Here is an 18,360-nt window from a genome sequence, read left to right as displayed (position 1 = left end):
AAAATTTGGTAACGAATTTCTTGCTATAATTTGGTGAACTTAGAACTTAACACTCCATTGTCGTGGTATACTTGAATTAAATAAACCCCGCTTACAACATCGTTCATAGGTACTGTAATTCTCCCGTCGGATTCTACGTAGTTAGTGCTAACAAGCTTACCATCCTGGCTCATAACTTTAATAGACTTAACCGAAGTTAAGTTGTGAGTAATGAAAACCTTTTCTTTTACTGGATTAGGAAATAGGCTCATTGCGTAACCTTTATGCTCATTGAGTCCCACAGGCACCGAGTAACTAACCATTTTACATCTAACATTTACACAACCATTGGTGTCTTCAACCGATAAACAAACTTCGTATTCACCAGACTCTTCGTACTGCATAGATGGTTTAACTTGCTGCGAAGATTGACCATTTCCAAATTGCCATGCGTAAGCAGTAAAATTAGTGTCACTGGGTATAAACTGCACATCTGCACCCGATACAACTGGCTGGAAATCTACAAATGGTAAATCCAATACAGAAAAAGTTAATGTATCACTCGTTGGGATTACAGGTGTTGGACATACCGAATTAGGATGCAGCTTAGCGTAGACCTTATCTCCATTTTTAAGAGAATCTAAGGCTATTTTGGTGAATTTTCTCTTGCGGATACTTAAATCATTTAGGAACCACTCAATATTCGGTTCTACTCCTCCACCTTCTAATAAATCTACTTCGATAAGTATACTTTCTCCTTTACAGAATGGTGTTTGCTCAAAATCTGAACGAATATTTATAGCCGTCGGAGTCAACTCAGAGACCTTTACTTCTATAGGACCACTAAAGGTTTGTTCAAAAGAAATACACTCTATGCTAGAGATTAACCTAGCATTTACCTCGTCCTGATTATTGAAATTAGCACCACTGTATGTCATTCCGGTTTCCCCGCTAATGGGATCACTATTAAGGAACCATTGAATTTCGGGAGCGCTGCCACCGTGTTTGATATTAGTTACCAGAAAATGGATGCTATCTCCATCACAAATCTTAGTTCGATCTGAAGTAATAGTAATTTCCGGCTCAACATCAGATCCGACTAAAAAAGATACCTGGTCTGTTACAAAAGTCGATTTGGTGCAACTACTATTCACATTGTATTCTGCTCTAATCACATGGTTTCCTACCGAAAAAGTATCCGTAGAGGTAGACAAGGTGGTTACATTTATTGGTTTCCCGTTGTGAAACCACGAAACACTCCCTTTTCCTCCGGAATTATTAAACGCGGTATCTACGGTAAACGTTATTTCTTTACCAATACAGGATAATTCTGGATTAACATCCGAGGTCATTTCCAAATTAGGATCCAGTTCGGTTGTGGTGGTAACTACAATGGTATCTGACAATTCGTTTACAGACACACATGCATAGTTAGCGTTAACCTTAACAACAACTACATCTCCATTATTCAAACCATTTCCTGAATATGTTTTACCTTGATTTTGAACACTGGTACCGTTAAGAAACCACTCAAAATTTGGATTGGGACCAAAATCCTTATCGTCCGCAGTAAAGTTTACGGTTGCTCCCTGGCAAATAGGCATTGGAGAACCGGAGTTTAAAGTTAAGCTTGGGGTTAAAAAATCATCGATTTCAACAATCACGGAATCAGTGCTGTAATACGTGCCACAAGCTGTAACTAGATTGAATTCGAATTTCACCTCATCTCCATCTGATAGGGTATTTGTGGTGAAATTCATCCCAGTTTCTCCTGTCACAGGTTGATCGTTTATATACCATTGCACTGGTGGATTAGCTATGTTATCAGATAATGCCGCATCAAACCTAATAGAACTTCCAGCACAAACACTTCCTGTTGGAGTTTGATCGGTAATAGAAGCAGTTATTGCCGTATTCCCAAGAACTGCCAAAGGAAGAGAATCGAGGGCCATGCAATACTTGTTGCTAAGACTTGCTATATACGTAGTACTACTTGTTGGATAGGCTTCAGGCGCATCGTCCGTAGTGCTAGAAATAGCCGAATTCGGACTCCAATTCACACCATCATTTACCCCAAAATGCAAAGAGAATTCCTCTACGGATCCATTTCCGTCAATGAAATCTATGAAAACCATAAGCTTCCATGTCCCATTGGGGTTATATCCGTTTAACCTTGAAAGAGGTTCCTGTGATTTATATTCTCCCGACAAACTTGCTGTTTCTCCAACAACCGATCTTGTTGCTTCGGTAGTAAAGCAAAACTTATTGGTAGCTCCAACATTGTTTAATCCATTCCCTCCACTTAACAACACTCTTTTCTGATCGTTAACATTTGGAGCATAGAGGTAATAATATAATTGAGCAGCGCCCACGTTCACTCCGCCAGTAATACATATCGAATCTAACATCACCTCATTTAACTTTACATTAGCAGGTAAGCCAGAAACATCAAGGGGGAACTCAGTAACCTGCATGCCCCTAACGGTTGAATTTGTAGCACCGAAGGTTGCGGTAAAAGACTCTGCATTGTATTCGTAAACAGCCTTTAATTTAGCGGTATCGTCGGCACATAATTGCGATTTATCAGACTCAATTCGATTAATCCCAGCATACATGATGTCAATAATATCAGATGACTTTAGTCCATTAGGGCATTCGGTCTTTGCATTAACTATTCTAAAGCTTGTGGTAGTATCAATTAATTGCGTTGTAAAAGAAGCTGAAGAAATATTCTGATAAAGATCCGTGAAATTTTCTCTATCGGTGGCATACTGAACCGTATAAGGTTGATTATTGGTATTTGACACATTGAATTGAACCGTGCCAGTTGTGCAAACAATTGGATCCGTGTTAATAAGGTTACCTGCCTTATTTAAATTATAGCCATAATCTTCTGTTTCACCATCTACGGAACCGGTACAAGGATAAGCACCCATATCTCTTGATACGGAAACACGCATAACAGACGCTCCTCCTTTTGCACTTTGTGGAGGTGTTATCTTGGCGGTAAAGGTTCCAGATTTAACCCCATCTATTAGGTATTGTCTGGTCATCTCATTCCCAACAAGGTAATGTTCATCCGCATCGTTAAAATCTCCATCTCTATTCCAATCGAAATAAGCATGCACAAAAAATGGAACGGAACCATCTATATAATTTACATCGGTATACCAATTGACCTTTAAGTCATATTCATTACCTACACAAAAATCAAAAGGGTTTACTGTTGGAACAAAAGATCTATAAATAGAATTTCCCGTATTGGAGTTAGATAGAGTACCTATTTCTACCTTCTGAATATGAGCGCCAGCCGCGTTTGCAGGGTTTGCAGGAGTGCAATAGGAATTTACAATCAAACGCTTTCCGTTAGGGTCCCCGTTAGGTACATTATAGATTATACCTGAAGCATTAAGAGTGTCTAGTGTTAACGAAAGGAGCTCACCATCTACATAATTATCAATATTGGCATTATTTGGAATATCGTAGGTAAGCCAAAACCAGTTATCCCCATCTGTAAGCCCACTAAGATTGTTGTCAATACCTGAAATGGTAAAGGATGCTCCGGGAGCTGTTGTACCTCCTACCTGGTTCGTAGTTGCAAAAGTGTTAGAACTTCCAGTATAGTATAGTCTTGCATTGGTTGCATCAGCAGTTATATTGTCAGAATCACCCTGCCCAAATTTTGCGGATTTCACTTTAACCTTTGTATCACAGCCTGCTACATTAATGTTAAAACCAATAATTTCAGCTCTATTCGAACCCTTTGGCGCCGCTGCCGTATTGTTTTGATTTACAGAAAGACTTTTAAAAGACATGGTGGTTCCATCACAAATTTCAATGGAGTAATCTTCGGCCTCTCCCCAGGTATCAGATTGACAGGCGGTAGGATCTTCGTTATACTCATCTACCACTCTAATTCTAGTTATTTTATTGGTAGCATTTCCAGGAACAACAATATTCCCACTAAAAACGTAGCCTGACGATTGACTTCCGAAATAAGAAGAATACTCAAAGGTTCCATTTCCATCCCAGTCCACAAAAACTCTTACATATTGAGTTCCTGTACCACTAACCCTTACTTCCATAGGGTATGATTTCCCCGGTTCTACGGTAGCACGGTATGCAATATTGTTTGAAAAATTCCCGTATCCATTTGCACTTTGACCTCCTGAGTTATTGGTCCAGCCATTGGGTGCGGAACCAGTTCCAAACTTCACCTGGGTAATGTAATCTGAAGTTGAGCTAAAGGAAATCCCGCAATAACTCTGACCAGAACTGTTCAATCCTGTCATTACCAAAAACAGGATAATTAGGAAAGTGATAAGGTTTAAAATATAGTTGTGCATAACACAAAAATATAAGTCGTTGTTTACCAACGCTTAATCGAAGCGCGATACCACCTTAACAATTTTTTAATCCCTTGTATTCTTAAATCAAAATTGACTCCCAGTAAATTATCAATGCAAAAAAAAAGGTCGACCTTCAGAGGTCGACCTTTCAACACAAGTACTAGTATTTTAAAGCTTTTCGAATCGGAAGTTCAATTTGGCATCCTTGGAAACCAAGTGTACCATATATAATCCACTACTTAATTCGTCGGTATCTAACCTATAAATAGTCTTACCATTTAATACCTCCTTCTTAAAACTAGGTTTGATAGTCTTTCCGTCTGCAGCAACAACGGTTATTTGAGTTTGAGATACTGTGGTATTTAACTCAATATTTAACTCGTTACCAACTGGGTTAGGGAAATAAGTGAAGGATAATTCACCAGCCTCTGCAATACTTGAAACAACCGTATAATTAACGTCTTTACATCTCGTATTTACACAGCCATTTTCATCTTGGATATCCAAACAAACCCTATAAACACCCGTATTCTCATACTGATAAACTGGAGTAATTTGATCGCTGGTTTGTCCTGTACCAAAACTCCAATTGTAATTTTCAAAAGCTTGTGAATTAGGGATAAACTGAAGACCGCCTTCCACCTGCACGGCTTGGAAATCCACAAATGGTGTTGGGTTAACCTCAAAAGTTAAGGTATCACTAGTTGGAAGAGCTGGTGTTGGGCAAACAGAATTAGGATGCAGTTTAGCATATACTCTGTCACCATGCTTAAGGCTATCCAAACTAATAAACTGGAACTTTCTTTTCTGTATACTTTTATCGTTTAGGAACCACTCAATATTTGGTTCAACTCCTCCACCAAAAAGCAGGTCTACTTCTACCCTAACATCTGTCCCTTCGCAAAATGGGGTCGATTCAAAAGGCGAGATGATATTAATTTCTGTCTGGGTTCTTTCAGAAATTTTAACCTCCTTAGATCCAGAAAACGCCTGTTCAAAAGAAACACATTCTATGCTGGAAATTAATCTTGCAGTAATCTCATCTTGATTTTTAAACGAATTGCTGCTGTATGTCATTCCAGTTTGTCCGGAAACAGGATCTCCATTTTTGAACCATTGAATTTCTGGAGCACTTCCTCCATTTTCAATTTGGTCTACCGAGAAGGTAACCAGTTCGCCTTTACAAACCTTATCTCTATCTACTTTGATAGTGATTCCAGGTACAACATCATCCCCTACCTCAAAAGCAATTTGATCGGTAACAAAGGTGCTTTTCGTACAACCAGAATTCACATTGTACTCTACTCTAATTAAGTGGTTCCCGGTACTAAACGTATCCGATGAAGTAGTCATGCTAGATATGTTTAACTGTGTACCATTGTGGAACCATGTAACGGTACCCTTTCCACCCGAATTATTGAAAACGGTATCTGCCACAAAATTAATGGTGTTACCAAGACAAGATAATTCTGGATTTACATCACTTGTTAACTCAATCTTAGGATCTAATTCTGTTGTGGTTTTTACCACAAGGGTGTCTCTTAAACTAGAAACGGAAACACAGGGATAAGTTGTGCTTACCTCTACCACAACGGTGTCGTTATTCACCAAAGTGTTTGAGCTATATGTTTTACCAGAATTTGACTGTTGTGTTCCGTTTAAGAACCATTTGTAAATTGGATTTGGTCCGAAATCTTTGTCATTCGCGGTAAAATTTACTGTTGCGCCCTCACAAACTGGAAGCTGACTTCCAATGTTCAAGGTTAAACTTGGCGCTAAAGAGTTTGAAATATTTACCACAACCGAATCTGCAGAACTGAACGTTCCACACTGCGTAAGAAGGTTAAAAGTTACTTTAACCTCATCGCCATCGCTAAGTGTGTTGGAATTAAAGGTTTCATTGGTCTCTCCACTTACTGGAAAATCATTAATAAACCATTGCAGTGGAGCATTTGCAACCGACTCGCTCAGCGAACTCTTAAAAGTAACAAGGTCTCCACTACAAATTATCCCTGTTGGCAGAACCTCTGTTATATCTACGGTAATAACCTTAGATGGATCTAAAACAGTAATCTCAACAGAGTCCATCGGGCTGCAAATGTCATTAGTCAGACTTGCTATGTACGTAGTGCTTGAAGTAGGGGTAACTTCCGGTGTGTCGGAATTTATATCGTCGATATTACTGTTTGGTGTCCAAGTAATTTCAGAATTAGTACCAAAATTGAGTGTAAACTCATTTATTTCCACAGCGCCATCTGTATAATCATTATACACCATTAAGGTCCAAGTACCATTTGGATTAGTCCCATTAAGTCTGGATAGAGGCTCCTCGGGACGGTAGTTACCGTTAAAGGCATTCGACTCTGAAGTTACAGCCGTGTTTGCTTTATCGGTAAAACAAAAAGTCTCACTAGTTCCTGCTGGATGCTCGGCTCCATTCCCCTCACTTAAAAGGACTTTCTTATTGGAATTAGGCGGGTATAAATAGAAAAAACTACGATCCGCCCCGCTCACCAGTGAGCCATTGATGCATACAGAGTTCAATGCCACCGTGTTTATGCCGTTGTATGGCAGTCCAGATACTGGTAATTGAAAAGTGGAAGCTCTTAATCCTATAACGGTAGTGTTTCCAGTCCCAGGAGTTTCAGTAAATTCCTGGGTTCGATATTCGTAATTTGCATTTAGGTTCGCACTGTCCCCTAAACACAATTGTGATTTATCGCTTGTAATACTGCTAACTCCTACAAAAGGAACATCCACAAGGTCAGATGAAAGGCCTCCATCAGGGCACCTCATGTCCGCTTCAAACAACCTAAATATCGTAGTGGTATCAATCACGCTACTGTACACCCCGCTATTAGCCGAGGCGGAAGAAATATCGGTGAAATTTATGCGGTCTGTTGAAAATTGGAAGGTATAGTTGCCCGTCGTTTTGGTTGCATCCAATAAAACAGAATCTTTTTTGCAAAGGATATCAGGGGTTGCCGAAAGCTCACCTAACTTTAATAAATTATACCCATAATCCTCTGTTTCGCCATCTATAGTTCCTAGGCAAGGGTTACTATCCGGCTCCCTTCCTACCTGAATTCTCATCACGGATGGGCCTGGCAAAGCACTTTGTGGAGGCGTTACTTTTATGGCAAAGTTACCCGTTTTAACCCCGTCTAAAGGGTATTGGCGCGTTCTTTCGTTGCCCACAAAATAATGCTCGTCTGGATCATTAAAATCACCATCCCTGTTCCAGTCGAAGTATGCATGAATAAAAAAGGGAACACTTCCGTTAATATAATTGACATCGGTGTGCCAATTAACTGTTAACGAGTGCTCGTTACCAACACAGAAGTCAAAGGCTGGAAGTGTTGCTACAAAAGAAGTGTAAAGCCCATTACTATTGGTTTGGTTATCTAGGTTGCTTATTCTTATGCGATCAATTCGCGCGCCTACTTCATTGGCTGGTGTGGGTGCACAATAAGAATTTACAATCAGCCTTTTCCCGGTTGGATCGGTATTTGATGTTGTAATAACCACATTGGAAGCATTAGTGGTATCCATATTAACTGACAAAAGCTCGGCATCTAGGTGATTATCAACTGTAGCTCCTGCTGGAACATCATAAGTAAGCCAAAACCAATTGTCACCACTCAGTAGTTCAGGCAGGCTACCATCGATTCCAGAAATGGTAAAAGTATTTGCTGGTGTTGCCACCCCTCCTACCTGTGAGTTAGTAGAAAAACTTGCTGATCCTCCAGTATAGAATAGTTTGGCGTTAGTTGCATCGGAAGGTAAATTCTCTGAATCACCTTTACCAAAATTCATGGAACGCACTTTTAGTGGATTGGTGCAATCAGCCGTTTTTACATTTATTCCAATTATTTCTGTATTGTTCGAGCCCTTTGGAGCTGGAGCTGTGGTGTTCTGAACTGCAGTAATGTTCTCGAATGTCATTAAATCAGCATCTCCCACTTTAATTCTGTAGTCTTCAGCTTCTCCCCAAGTATCATCTTCACATGGACCCGCATGATCATTGTAGTTCCCTGTATTTTCAAAATCAAGAACCACCCTCATTCTGGTATCTACATTTTTGGCACTGGGTGGTACCACAAACTGACCATTCCATACATAGGGATCCCCTGAACGAGTTCCAAGAGGTAATAATTCACCCGAATCATTGAAGTCTCCATCATCGTTCCAGTCAAAGTACACTTTTACGTGAAAATCCCTCGTAGCGCCGCTGTTAGACGTGATTCTTAAATCGTACTGCTTACAAGGTTCTACATCTGCTCTGTAGTTACTGTTCCCAGTAAAATTCCCGTATCCGTTGGAATTGTAACCTGTATTGTTCGTCCACCCGTTGGGGGCGGATCCCGTTCCAAATCTTACTTGAGAAATATAGTAAGATGCACTTGAATAAGAGGGACTGCAATAATTTTGTCCAAAGCCGAATTGAACAATAAAAAAGGTGAATAAGGTAAAGATCAGTTTCTTCATGAGGCAAAAATAATGCGTGTAATTAGTTTTCTTTTAGCCTTTGCAATTTTTACGTACCCAGCTTGTAGAAATTATTGTATTCTCAGGGGAGTGGGCACAAAAAAAGCGAGCCATTTCGGACTCGCTTTTTAGACGGAAATTATATAGATAGTTGCCTATAATTTGGCTTTCATTTCCTTGTATTTGTCGTTCATTTTTAGGCGCACATACAATTGAGTTAAGGAGCTAATTGTACTTTTATCCTCTGGATCTATATTATGTGCATTTTCTAAAAGAACCACAGCTTCCTTAAACTTTTCATTAGCCTTAGCGTTAAGCGCATCGATTTGCTTTCCTTTGGTTCTATAATCCAATTCGTTAGCTTGTTTAGTCAACTCAACTCCTTGGTTGTAAACCATTGCTCCATAGTTATATGCAGCGTCGAAATAATCTGGCTTTAACTCCAATGCCTTTTTGTAAGAAACCTTTGCTTTCTCAATGTTCCCCATGTTGTCATATGCAGAACCTAAAGCATAATGAAGAATCGCATTTTCTGGATCATTTTTAATCGCTAACTCAAGATTATCTGCTGCCTCTTGGAATTTTCTACCCTGTAGATAGATGTTTAGTTCTTCGATAATTAATCCTTGATCATTAGGATAAGCTGTTCTAGCTTCTTTCAAGGTATTAAGTGCTGCAGCAGTATCGTTTAAGTTTTCCTTATAGATTTTAGCCATAGAAAGGATAGAACTTTGAGTTTGATACTGTATCTCGCTACTTAGCTTGTACATTTCAATAGCATCTTCGAACTGCCCCGCTTTCTCTGCCGAAACTGCTGCATTGAAAATTGCTAAAGAATCGCTTTGGTCTAAAACGCTCGCCATGATGTTAGCTGTTTTAAACAACTCATAGGCTTCGGCAAATTTTTCCTCGTTATACATCTTAACACCCATGTTAAGAAGCATATTTTCTGTTTGAGGAATCTTCATTTTGATATCGTCGCTGTACTTTTCTTTAGTATCTAACTTAAGACACTTCTTCCAAGCTGCTACTCCTTTTTGCAAAGGGTCTTCAACGTATGTACGTTGCTCAACGTCCTGTGAACCTGCCATTGCCATAAGGATTTGCCCCATGTAATAGTAAGTTTTAGGATCGTTAGCAGTTTTTTCGTGTTCAGAAGCTTTTTTAATCATATCGTAAGCCTTGGTAAACTCTGCATCTTTCATGTAGTTATATGCAGTTACCTGAGCCGACTTCTGTCCAAAAGCAGCTACGCTTAATAAAATTGCCGTTGAAAAGGCTAATAATTTCATGTTCTTGTAATTTTTGAGTTTCAAAATTAACAGTTTACTCCGAAGCAGCATCATTATTTTCGTTGTCGGCAACATTGTTTTCGGCATCACTGTTTTCATCTTCGTGCTCATCCTCCTCCTGGTGCTCTACTTTGGCAATAGCAGCAATTTGATCTTTACCTTTAAGGCTAATCAAACGCACACCTTGGGTTGCTCTTCCTGCTACTCTAATATTTTCAACGGCCATTCTGATTGTAATACCATTTTTGGTAATAATCATTAGGTCATTTTCATCGGTAACAGCCTTAAGCGATACAAGTTCACCTGTTTTATCCGTGACATTCAGTGTTTTAACTCCTTTCCCACCACGGTTGGTAATCCTATAGTCCTCTAAAGCGGAGCGTTTCCCGTATCCATTTTCAGAAACCACAAGGATGGTTGCCTCCCCTTCCTTTACAGTAACCATGCCAACTACTTCATCTTTGTCATGGCCCAAGGTGATTCCTTTAACACCAGAGGCATTTCTTCCCATAGGTCTTACCTTCTCTTCTGGGAATCTGATCGCCTTACCAGACCTTAATGCCATTAGAATATCATCCTTACCATCTGTAAGCTTAGCTTCTAATAAAGTATCGCCGTCTCGTACAGTGATGGCATTAATACCGTTAGACCTTGGTCTAGAGTAAGCTTCAAGACTGGTTTTCTTAATAACTCCTTTTTTGGTAACCATAACCACGAAGTTATTTTCAATGTACTCTTGATCCTTAAGATCTGTAGCTTTAATAAAGGCCTTAATTCTATCGTCACTTTCGATATTAATTAAGTTCTGGATTGCACGCCCTTTGGAGTTTTTAGCACCTTCTGGAATTTCAAATACACGCATCCAATAACATCTACCCTTTTCGGTAAAGAATAACAAGTAGTTGTGGTTTGTAGCTACAAATAAGGACTCTAAGAAGTCTTCATCTCTAGTTGTAGATCCTTTAGATCCTACCCCACCTCTTGCTTGAGTTTTGTATTCAGATAACGGGGTTCTCTTAATATATCCTAAATGCGAAATGGTAACAACCACAGCTTCATCGGCAATGATGTCTTCAATTTTAAAGTCATCTGCAGAATAAACGATTTCAGATCTGCGCTCGTCTCCAAACTTATCTTTAAGTTCTAGCATTTCATCTTTGATGATCTGCATTCTTAGCCCTTCGTCTGCCAAAATGGCTTTCAATTTCTCGATAAGCTTCATTAGCTCGTCATACTCCTCCTTTAACTTGTCTATTTCAAGACCCGTTAATTTTTGAAGACGCATATCAAGGATAGCCTTGGCTTGAAGTTCAGAAAGCTCAAAACGCTCCATCAATCCGTTTCTAGCTTCTTCTGGGGTACGCGAACCACGGATTAATTTAATTACCTCGTCGAGGTTATCAACTGCAATTATTAATCCCTCTAAAATATGAGCACGCTCTTCGGCTTTTCTAAGCTCGTATTGCGTTCTTCTTGTTACTACTTCGTGTCTGTGTTCTACGAAGTAGTGAATCAAATCTCTTAGGTTAAGTGTTTCCGGTCTTCCGTTAACCAGTGCGATATTGTTAACACTAAAAGGAGTTTGAAGAGCGGTGTACTTGTAAAGTTTGTTTAGGACAACATTTGGAATGGCGTCTTTTTTCAACTCATAAACAATGCGCATACCGTTTCTATCCGACTCATCACGGATATCAGATATACCATCTAGTTTACCATCATTAACCAAGTCGGCGGTTTTCTTGATCATTTCCGCCTTATTCACTTGATAAGGAATTTCGGTTACGATGATCATTTCCTTACCGTTTGGCATTTCCTCCGTGGTAGCTTTTGCACGCATCACAACGCGGCCTCTACCCGTTTCGAAAGCCTCCTTTACCCCTTCGTAACCATAGATAATACCACCAGTTGGGAAATCAGGAGCTTTTACGTGCTCCATAAGACCAGCTACATCGATATCTCTATTATCGATATAAGCACAAATGGCATTGATGGTTTCGGTAAGGTTGTGAGGTGGCATATTAGTAGCCATACCAACGGCAATACCAGAAGCTCCATTTACAATTAAGTTCGGAAGCTTACCAGGCAGAACAATTGGTTCCTTAAGAGAGTCATCGAAGTTGGGTCTAAAATCAACCGTTTCCTTGTCGATGTCTGTTAACATCTCCTCGGCGATTTTTCTCAACCTAGCCTCGGTGTAACGCATTGCCGCCGGGCTATCGCCATCTACCGATCCAAAGTTACCCTGACCATCGACCAATGGGTAGCGCAAAGACCAATCTTGCGCCATACGCACCATAGTATCGTATACAGATGAGTCACCATGTGGGTGATACTTACCAAGAACTTCACCGACAATTCTTGCCGATTTCTTATAAGGGCGGTTGCTAAGAACTCCAAGTTCTTGCATCCCGAAAAGTACACGTCGGTGCACCGGTTTTAAACCATCTCTTACGTCTGGCAGGGCTCGAGACACAATTACCGACATCGAATAATCGATGTAGGCTGTCTTCATTTCCTCCTCTATTAAAACCGGAATTATCCTCTCGTCTCCTGTCATAATTACTTAAAATAAAATGTGCACAATGTTTGTAGGATAGGAAACGAAATTACATATTTATCAGGCGGTAACTACAATAAAGTTATCCTATATTACTAACAGATTTTTGTTAAAAATTGGGCGTCGACAAACTGAATACTTTTATGTTCGTTTCTACATTTGAAAGAATTCAGTTAGAGAAGCCAAAATCCAAGCATATATAATGGAAGCAAAATTTTCACCAAGAGTTAAGGATGTTATTACTTTCAGCCGAGAGGAAGCCTTGCGACTTGGTCATGACTATATAGGTGTGGAGCATCTGATGTTAGGCTTGCTGCGCGAAGGCGAAGGAACCGCAATTCAGATATTACGAAGGTTAGAAGTAAATCTTCAAACCTTGAGGAAATCTATAGAAGGTGGAATTCCTCAGAATACATCTATAAGTACTGTGAGCAATGCCGCACACATCCCCTTTTTAAAGCAAGCAGAAAATGTGATTAAAATCACCTATTTAGAAGCTAAACTTTACAAAAGCGAGATCATAGGCACGGAGCATTTATTACTTTCGATTTTGAAGAACGAAGACAATATTGCTACGAAGACTTTAAACCGAATGGACGTGGATTACGAAATAACACGAGAAGAATTAGAATCAATTTTAGCCGACCGTGGTGATGGCAATACCCCTCCCCGAGCTGAATTCCCAGGAACTCCATCCTCTGACGACGATGACGCTGGAGCGGGATTTTCAGGAGGTGGAGCCTCAAGAAGAAGCGGCGACACGAAATCTAAAACTCCAGTTCTAGATAATTTTGGGAGAGATTTAACCAAAATCGCCGAAGAAGGAAAGTTAGATCCAATAGTGGGAAGAGAGAAAGAAATCGAAAGAGTTTCTCAAATCCTTTCCAGAAGAAAAAAGAACAACCCCATACTTATAGGTGAACCTGGAGTTGGTAAATCAGCCATTGCAGAAGGTTTAGCTCTTAAAATTATCCAGAAAAAAGTTTCTAGGGTTTTATTTAATAAAAGGATAGTTGCACTAGACGTTGCTTCTTTAGTTGCAGGAACTAAATACCGCGGTCAATTCGAGGAAAGAATGAAAGCGGTAATGAATGAATTGGAAAAATCTCCGGATGTTATTCTTTTCATTGATGAGCTTCACACTATCGTCGGTGCCGGTGGTGCAAGTGGAAGCCTTGATGCTAGTAACATGTTTAAGCCAGCACTTGCGCGTGGAGAAATCCAATGCATTGGAGCCACTACGCTAGACGAATACAGACAATACATAGAAAAAGATGGCGCTTTAGAAAGAAGATTTCAAAAGGTATTGGTAGAACCTACCTCTATCGAAGAAACTATTCAAATCCTCCACAATATCAAAGACAAGTACGAGGATCATCATAGTGTTACTTTTTCGGATGAAGCCATACACGCATGTGTTGAGCTTACAAACAGGTATTTGGCCGACCGCCATCTGCCAGACAAAGCTATTGACGCCTTAGATGAGGCCGGATCTAGAGTGCATCTTAACAACATCAATGTTCCAAAAGAAATTTTGGACATTGAAAAGGCTATTGAAGAAGTTAAGGAAGAGAAAACTAAGGTTGTTAAATCTCAGAAATACGAAGAAGCAGCCAAACTTAGAGATAAGGAAAGAAACCTTATTCATGATTTGGAAAATGCAAAACTTCGTTGGGAAGAGGATGCTAAAACCAAACGTATTAAGGTAACTGAGGACCATGTAGCTGAGGTTGTAGCAATGATGACAGGAATTCCTGTGCAGCGAATTGCAGAAAACGAAAGTGGCAAACTTGCTAGAATGGCCGACGAGATGGATGCCGAGATAATTGGGCAATCCGAAGCGGTTAAAAAAGTGGTTCGCGCCATCCAAAGAAATAGAGCGGGACTAAAAGACCCAAAAAGACCTATTGGTTCTTTCATTTTCCTAGGCCCTACTGGAGTTGGTAAAACGCAATTAGCGAAAGCACTTGCTAAATACCTATTCGACTCGCAAGACGCGCTGGTTAGGATAGATATGAGTGAATACATGGAGAAATTCTCAATTTCTAGACTGGTTGGAGCGCCTCCCGGTTACGTTGGATACGAGGAAGGTGGACAGCTGACTGAGAAAATCAGAAGAAAGCCATACTCTATTGTATTATTGGACGAGATTGAAAAAGCACATCCAGACGTATTTAATTTGTTACTTCAAGCACTGGATGACGGCCAGCTTACTGATAGTTTAGGAAGAAAGATTGACTTTAGAAATACCATTATCATCATGACCTCCAACATTGGAGCCAGACAACTGTCTGACTTTGGAGCTGGAGTTGGGTTTAGCACAAAAGCTAAGCAGGCCTCTGCAGATGAAGACGCAAAAAGCGTAATTCAAAGTGCATTGAGAAAAACCTTTGCGCCCGAATTCCTAAACAGAATTGATGATGTGGTACTCTTTAACACCTTAACAAAAGAAGACATCCACAAGATTATTGATATAGAACTTAAAGAGGTTTACGCTAGAATTAGAACTCTTGGTTACGAAATAGAACTAAGCGACAAGGCTAAGAATTTTATAGCCGAGAAAGGGTTTGATGAGAAATTTGGTGCAAGACCGCTAAAAAGAGCTATTCAAAAGTACATCGAAGATGTTTTAGCCGAAGAAATTATCCATAGCAGGGTAAATGAAGGTGATAAAATCATTCTCGATTGCAATAAAACTGGCGATGGTATAACCATTTCTCTATCAGGAAACTCAAAACCAGCCACGAAAAAGAAATCGAGTAAAAACAAACCTTCGGAAGAAGATTCCACCGAAGAAAAGAAGTAAAACAAAAAAACCGCCTAATTGCTTAGGCGGTTTTTTTATTTCAATAGACGTTGTCTTCTTTATTTACTTCACAGTTTTCATCAAGTGTGTTCCCGGTGCCTTGAAAGAAATTTTATTTGAGGTTCCCAACGATTTGAAGGTGCATCGAATTTTATACAAACCAACTTCCTGAAAATCATTAAAAAAGACTTTGCCAGCAACCTGATCTATTTGCTCGGAAATTACAACCTTACCCGCCACTGGAAGTCTGTATTTAAGAAAAACCTCTGCACCGTTTTCCACAGGCGTCACCTCATATTCCTCAATAACAGCATGTCGGTTGGGCTCATTCTTTCCTATGTATTTTCTCCATAGGTACCTCCCCACTATATAAAGGGAAATGACAATTGCCGAACCGGCTAAAATTTCTAAAAGTGCCTTTATCATAATGACATTAATCCCTTTACCGATTTCAATTCGTGGTAACGCTGCATTACTGCATCCACACTTATCATTACTTCCTTTATAGAAATGGCCAAATATTTACCATTCCGAGATTTTTTGGTACTCACATCTGCCTTTTCTGAAAAGAATTTCAATACCTCATCCTTCTTTCCAGGCTCGTTAGGCACTATAAACTTAAACATGTATAAATCTGGAAAGTTGTGTAATTCAGCTAATTGAGCTCTTAGCTTAATTTCCTGCTCTATATTCATGATGCAAAGGTACAACTTGAATTGCGAGCGCTACAGTAAATGCAATTTTTAATAAGCTTCTTTTAACAATTACAAAAGTTCGCGCGATGTACCTTTGACCTTATGTCTAGGATGATTATTGTGTTCTTTTTCTGGTTGGCATTTTTACTGCTTGATTGGTACATCTACAGAGGATTAAAATACAGTTTCCCATTAGAAGGAAAACCCCTAATTAAAGTTATAAGCAATTTTGCGTACTGGTCGGTGCCACTGACTTTAACCGCAATGACGATTTATTTTTTCTTCATAAAAAATGGCGAAAAACCATCTACAACCTGGATACTAGGGTTTATGGGGGTTTTTATCCTATTTTATGTTCCTAAACTTATCCTATTACTTTTTAACCTAGTTGCTGACTTTAAAAACATATTATTCTGGATTGCAGCAAAATTTGAATTTGGGAGAAAACCAGATTTCAGCGGAGTTTTAATCACTCGACAAGAGTTTTTAAGAATACTCGGAACCTTTATTGCCGCACTACCCTTTGCATCCATTTTATATGGAATTGTTTTCGGAAGGTTTGCATTTAGAACGGAAAAGAAAACTATAAAAACTAGTAAACTGAATGCGGGAACTAGACTTCGAGTGGTTCAAATATCCGACGCTCATTTGGGTTCTTTTTTAGATCACAAAAAGCCCGTTAGAACAGCGATTAATGAAATTAACAAACTAGAGCCCGATTTAATATTATTCACAGGAGACCTAGTAAACGATATCGCATCGGAAGCGGAGCCCTGGGTACCTGAATTTTCCAAGTTACAAGCAAAATATGGGAAGTATTCCGTTTTAGGGAACCATGATTACGGAGATTACTACAAATGGGATTCTGTTGAGGAGAAAAGAGCCAATTTAGATCGCTTAAAGACCATACACGGAGAAATGGGCTTTACCCTAATGCTTAATGAAGGCGACTACATTGAAATAGAGGGTCAGCAGATTTATTTGGGTGGAGTTGAAAATTGGGGACTCCCTCCTTTTCCTCAGCACGGAGATATAGAAAGAGCTTTGGCAAAATACAATCCAGACGCTTTTGGAATTTTAATGTCGCATGACCCAACCCACTTTGATGAGCAGGTAAAAACCCACCAAAAAGCACCAGATTTAACGCTTTCTGGACACACCCATGGTATGCAATTTGGTTTGATATTAGGTAGTTTCAAATGGAGTCCTGTACAATACCGCTACAAGAAATGGGCAGGCACCTACATGCACCAAGACAAGATGCTATACGTAAACAGGGGCTTTGGTTACATTGGATTTCCTGGCAGGGTTGGTATGCCACCAGAAATTAGCTTGTTTGAAATTGAGGGACAAGCGTAGCCAGTCGCTCATTAATGAATTGACCTATGTTCTCGAGCACCTCCTTTTTATTGGGCTCGTTATGCATTTCGTGGTATCCACTATCGTATAAAATAAACTTAGAATTGGGCATGGCATCCGCTACAGCTTTAGTAGCCCATGGTGCTGTAAGTTGATCTCCACTACCGTGATACAATAAAGTATGGGTTCTAATTCGGGAAGCACGAAGTTGAACCATTGTAGCTACCCTACTCATTTCAACAAAAAGCCTGGGACTTACAGCGTCGTGTACTAATGAATCTGATTGATACTGATTTACAACCTCAATATCCTTACTTAAGATTTCTGGTGCCAGAGCATTTTTTTTGGTTGCCGCTGGAATCAGCTTTGAGGCTATGGTAGCCATTAAGCTTTTAAAAAAGCCCATTTTAAAGGTTAGTGCAACCCAAGGGGACGCCACAATGGCACCTACCAATTTTGGTTTTCTATACATCAACTCCCCCAAAACAATATTTCCCCCCATGCTATGTCCAAAAAGGAAACTTGGGACATTATAATCATTTAGTAGGCCAAGAAAATAATCTACACAATCTAGCACCTCATCGTAGCTTTTTATATGACCACGCTTCCCAGAGCTTAACCCATGTCCTGGAAGATCGAATCTTATTACGTTTAAGTCCTGCTCAACGAAATAATCTACCACATGATTATACCTCCAACAATGCTCTCCCATTCCATGCACCATGAGTATACAAGCTTTGGCATTAGCAGTTTCTTTCACCTCGAAAGCTACTTTATAAGGTCCAATATCTATGTAGTTAATCCCTTTCATTGGCATAATAATTGTTTAAACTTG

The 18,360-nt window shown here is 39.7% G+C and carries 9 protein-coding genes; 2 read left to right on the top strand and 7 right to left on the bottom strand.

The genetic code is table 11. The features are described 5' to 3' along the window. Positions 1-23 precede the first annotated feature (23 nt). The 4 genes from FRX97_RS03290 to gyrA form a co-directional block, all read right to left on the bottom strand. Positions 24-4,325 carry a GEVED domain-containing protein gene (locus FRX97_RS03290; RefSeq protein WP_147013358.1) on the bottom strand — a complete coding sequence of 1,434 codons (4,302 nt, stop codon included), beginning with the start codon at positions 4,323-4,325 and terminating at the stop codon, positions 24-26. A 171-nt stretch (positions 4,326-4,496) separates the two neighbouring features. Further along, on the bottom strand, positions 4,497-8,816 hold the full coding sequence (locus tag FRX97_RS03285; protein WP_147013355.1) for a GEVED domain-containing protein: 4,320 nt from the start codon (positions 8,814-8,816) through the stop codon (positions 4,497-4,499). 155 nt (positions 8,817-8,971) lie between these two features. Continuing rightward, positions 8,972-10,108: a tetratricopeptide repeat protein gene (locus tag FRX97_RS03280; RefSeq protein WP_170227004.1), complete on the bottom strand. Its 1,137-nt coding sequence runs from the start codon at positions 10,106-10,108 to the stop codon at positions 8,972-8,974. Positions 10,109-10,142: 34 nt separating this feature from the next. Continuing rightward, positions 10,143-12,665 (bottom strand): DNA gyrase subunit A, encoded by a 2,523-nt coding sequence (gene gyrA, locus FRX97_RS03275; RefSeq protein WP_147013351.1) that lies wholly within the window; start codon positions 12,663-12,665, stop codon positions 10,143-10,145. A 202-nt stretch (positions 12,666-12,867) separates the two neighbouring features. On the opposite strand from gyrA, the gene FRX97_RS03270 reads away from it, so the two are divergent. Continuing rightward, positions 12,868-15,471 carry an ATP-dependent Clp protease ATP-binding subunit gene (locus FRX97_RS03270; protein WP_147013349.1) on the top strand — a complete coding sequence of 868 codons (2,604 nt, stop codon included), beginning with the start codon at positions 12,868-12,870 and terminating at the stop codon, positions 15,469-15,471. Between the two features lie 63 nt (positions 15,472-15,534). Here FRX97_RS03270 and FRX97_RS03265 read toward each other — a convergent pair whose 3' ends face one another. Together FRX97_RS03265 and FRX97_RS03260 are read right to left on the bottom strand one after the other, a co-directional pair. Next, positions 15,535-15,897 (bottom strand): hypothetical protein, encoded by a 363-nt coding sequence (locus FRX97_RS03265; RefSeq protein WP_147013347.1) that lies wholly within the window; start codon positions 15,895-15,897, stop codon positions 15,535-15,537. Then, positions 15,894-16,166 carry a DUF493 family protein gene (locus tag FRX97_RS03260; RefSeq protein WP_147013345.1) on the bottom strand — a complete coding sequence of 91 codons (273 nt, stop codon included), beginning with the start codon at positions 16,164-16,166 and terminating at the stop codon, positions 15,894-15,896. The genes FRX97_RS03265 and FRX97_RS03260 overlap by 4 nt, the downstream gene beginning before the upstream one ends. 102 nt (positions 16,167-16,268) lie before the next feature. Here FRX97_RS03260 and FRX97_RS03255 point away from each other — a divergent pair, with 102 nt between their 5' ends. Next, positions 16,269-17,525 carry a metallophosphoesterase gene (locus tag FRX97_RS03255; RefSeq protein WP_147013343.1) on the top strand — a complete coding sequence of 419 codons (1,257 nt, stop codon included), beginning with the start codon at positions 16,269-16,271 and terminating at the stop codon, positions 17,523-17,525. Here the strand turns inward: FRX97_RS03255 and FRX97_RS03250 are convergent. Continuing rightward, a complete protein-coding gene (locus FRX97_RS03250; protein ID WP_170227003.1) occupies positions 17,494-18,336 on the bottom strand; it encodes an alpha/beta hydrolase in 843 nt (280 codons plus the stop codon). The two genes, FRX97_RS03255 and FRX97_RS03250, sit on opposite strands and share 32 nt — an antisense overlap. Between the last annotated feature and the right edge of the window lie 24 nt (positions 18,337-18,360).

The sequence above is a fragment of the Luteibaculum oceani genome, assembly GCF_007995015.1.
GTDB lineage: Bacteria > Bacteroidota > Bacteroidia > Flavobacteriales_D > Luteibaculaceae > Luteibaculum > Luteibaculum oceani.
Note: the sequence above shows the minus strand (reverse complement) of the source record. Positions and strands in the feature narration are given on the sequence as shown.

Coding starts and splice junctions, on each gene's coding strand:
- gyrA (WP_147013351.1), bottom strand. CDS start 12,665: ATGACAGGAGACGAGAGGATAATTCCGGTTTTAATAGAGGAGGAAATG.
- FRX97_RS03260 (WP_147013345.1), bottom strand. CDS start 16,166: ATGAATATAGAGCAGGAAATTAAGCTAAGAGCTCAATTAGCTGAATTA.
- FRX97_RS03270 (WP_147013349.1), top strand. CDS start 12,868: ATGGAAGCAAAATTTTCACCAAGAGTTAAGGATGTTATTACTTTCAGC.
- FRX97_RS03255 (WP_147013343.1), top strand. CDS start 16,269: ATGTCTAGGATGATTATTGTGTTCTTTTTCTGGTTGGCATTTTTACTG.
- FRX97_RS03280 (WP_170227004.1), bottom strand. CDS start 10,108: ATGAAATTATTAGCCTTTTCAACGGCAATTTTATTAAGCGTAGCTGCT.
- FRX97_RS03250 (WP_170227003.1), bottom strand. CDS start 18,336: ATGAAAGGGATTAACTACATAGATATTGGACCTTATAAAGTAGCTTTC.
- FRX97_RS03285 (WP_147013355.1), bottom strand. CDS start 8,816: ATGAAGAAACTGATCTTTACCTTATTCACCTTTTTTATTGTTCAATTC.
- FRX97_RS03290 (WP_147013358.1), bottom strand. CDS start 4,325: ATGCACAACTATATTTTAAACCTTATCACTTTCCTAATTATCCTGTTT.
- FRX97_RS03265 (WP_147013347.1), bottom strand. CDS start 15,897: ATGATAAAGGCACTTTTAGAAATTTTAGCCGGTTCGGCAATTGTCATT.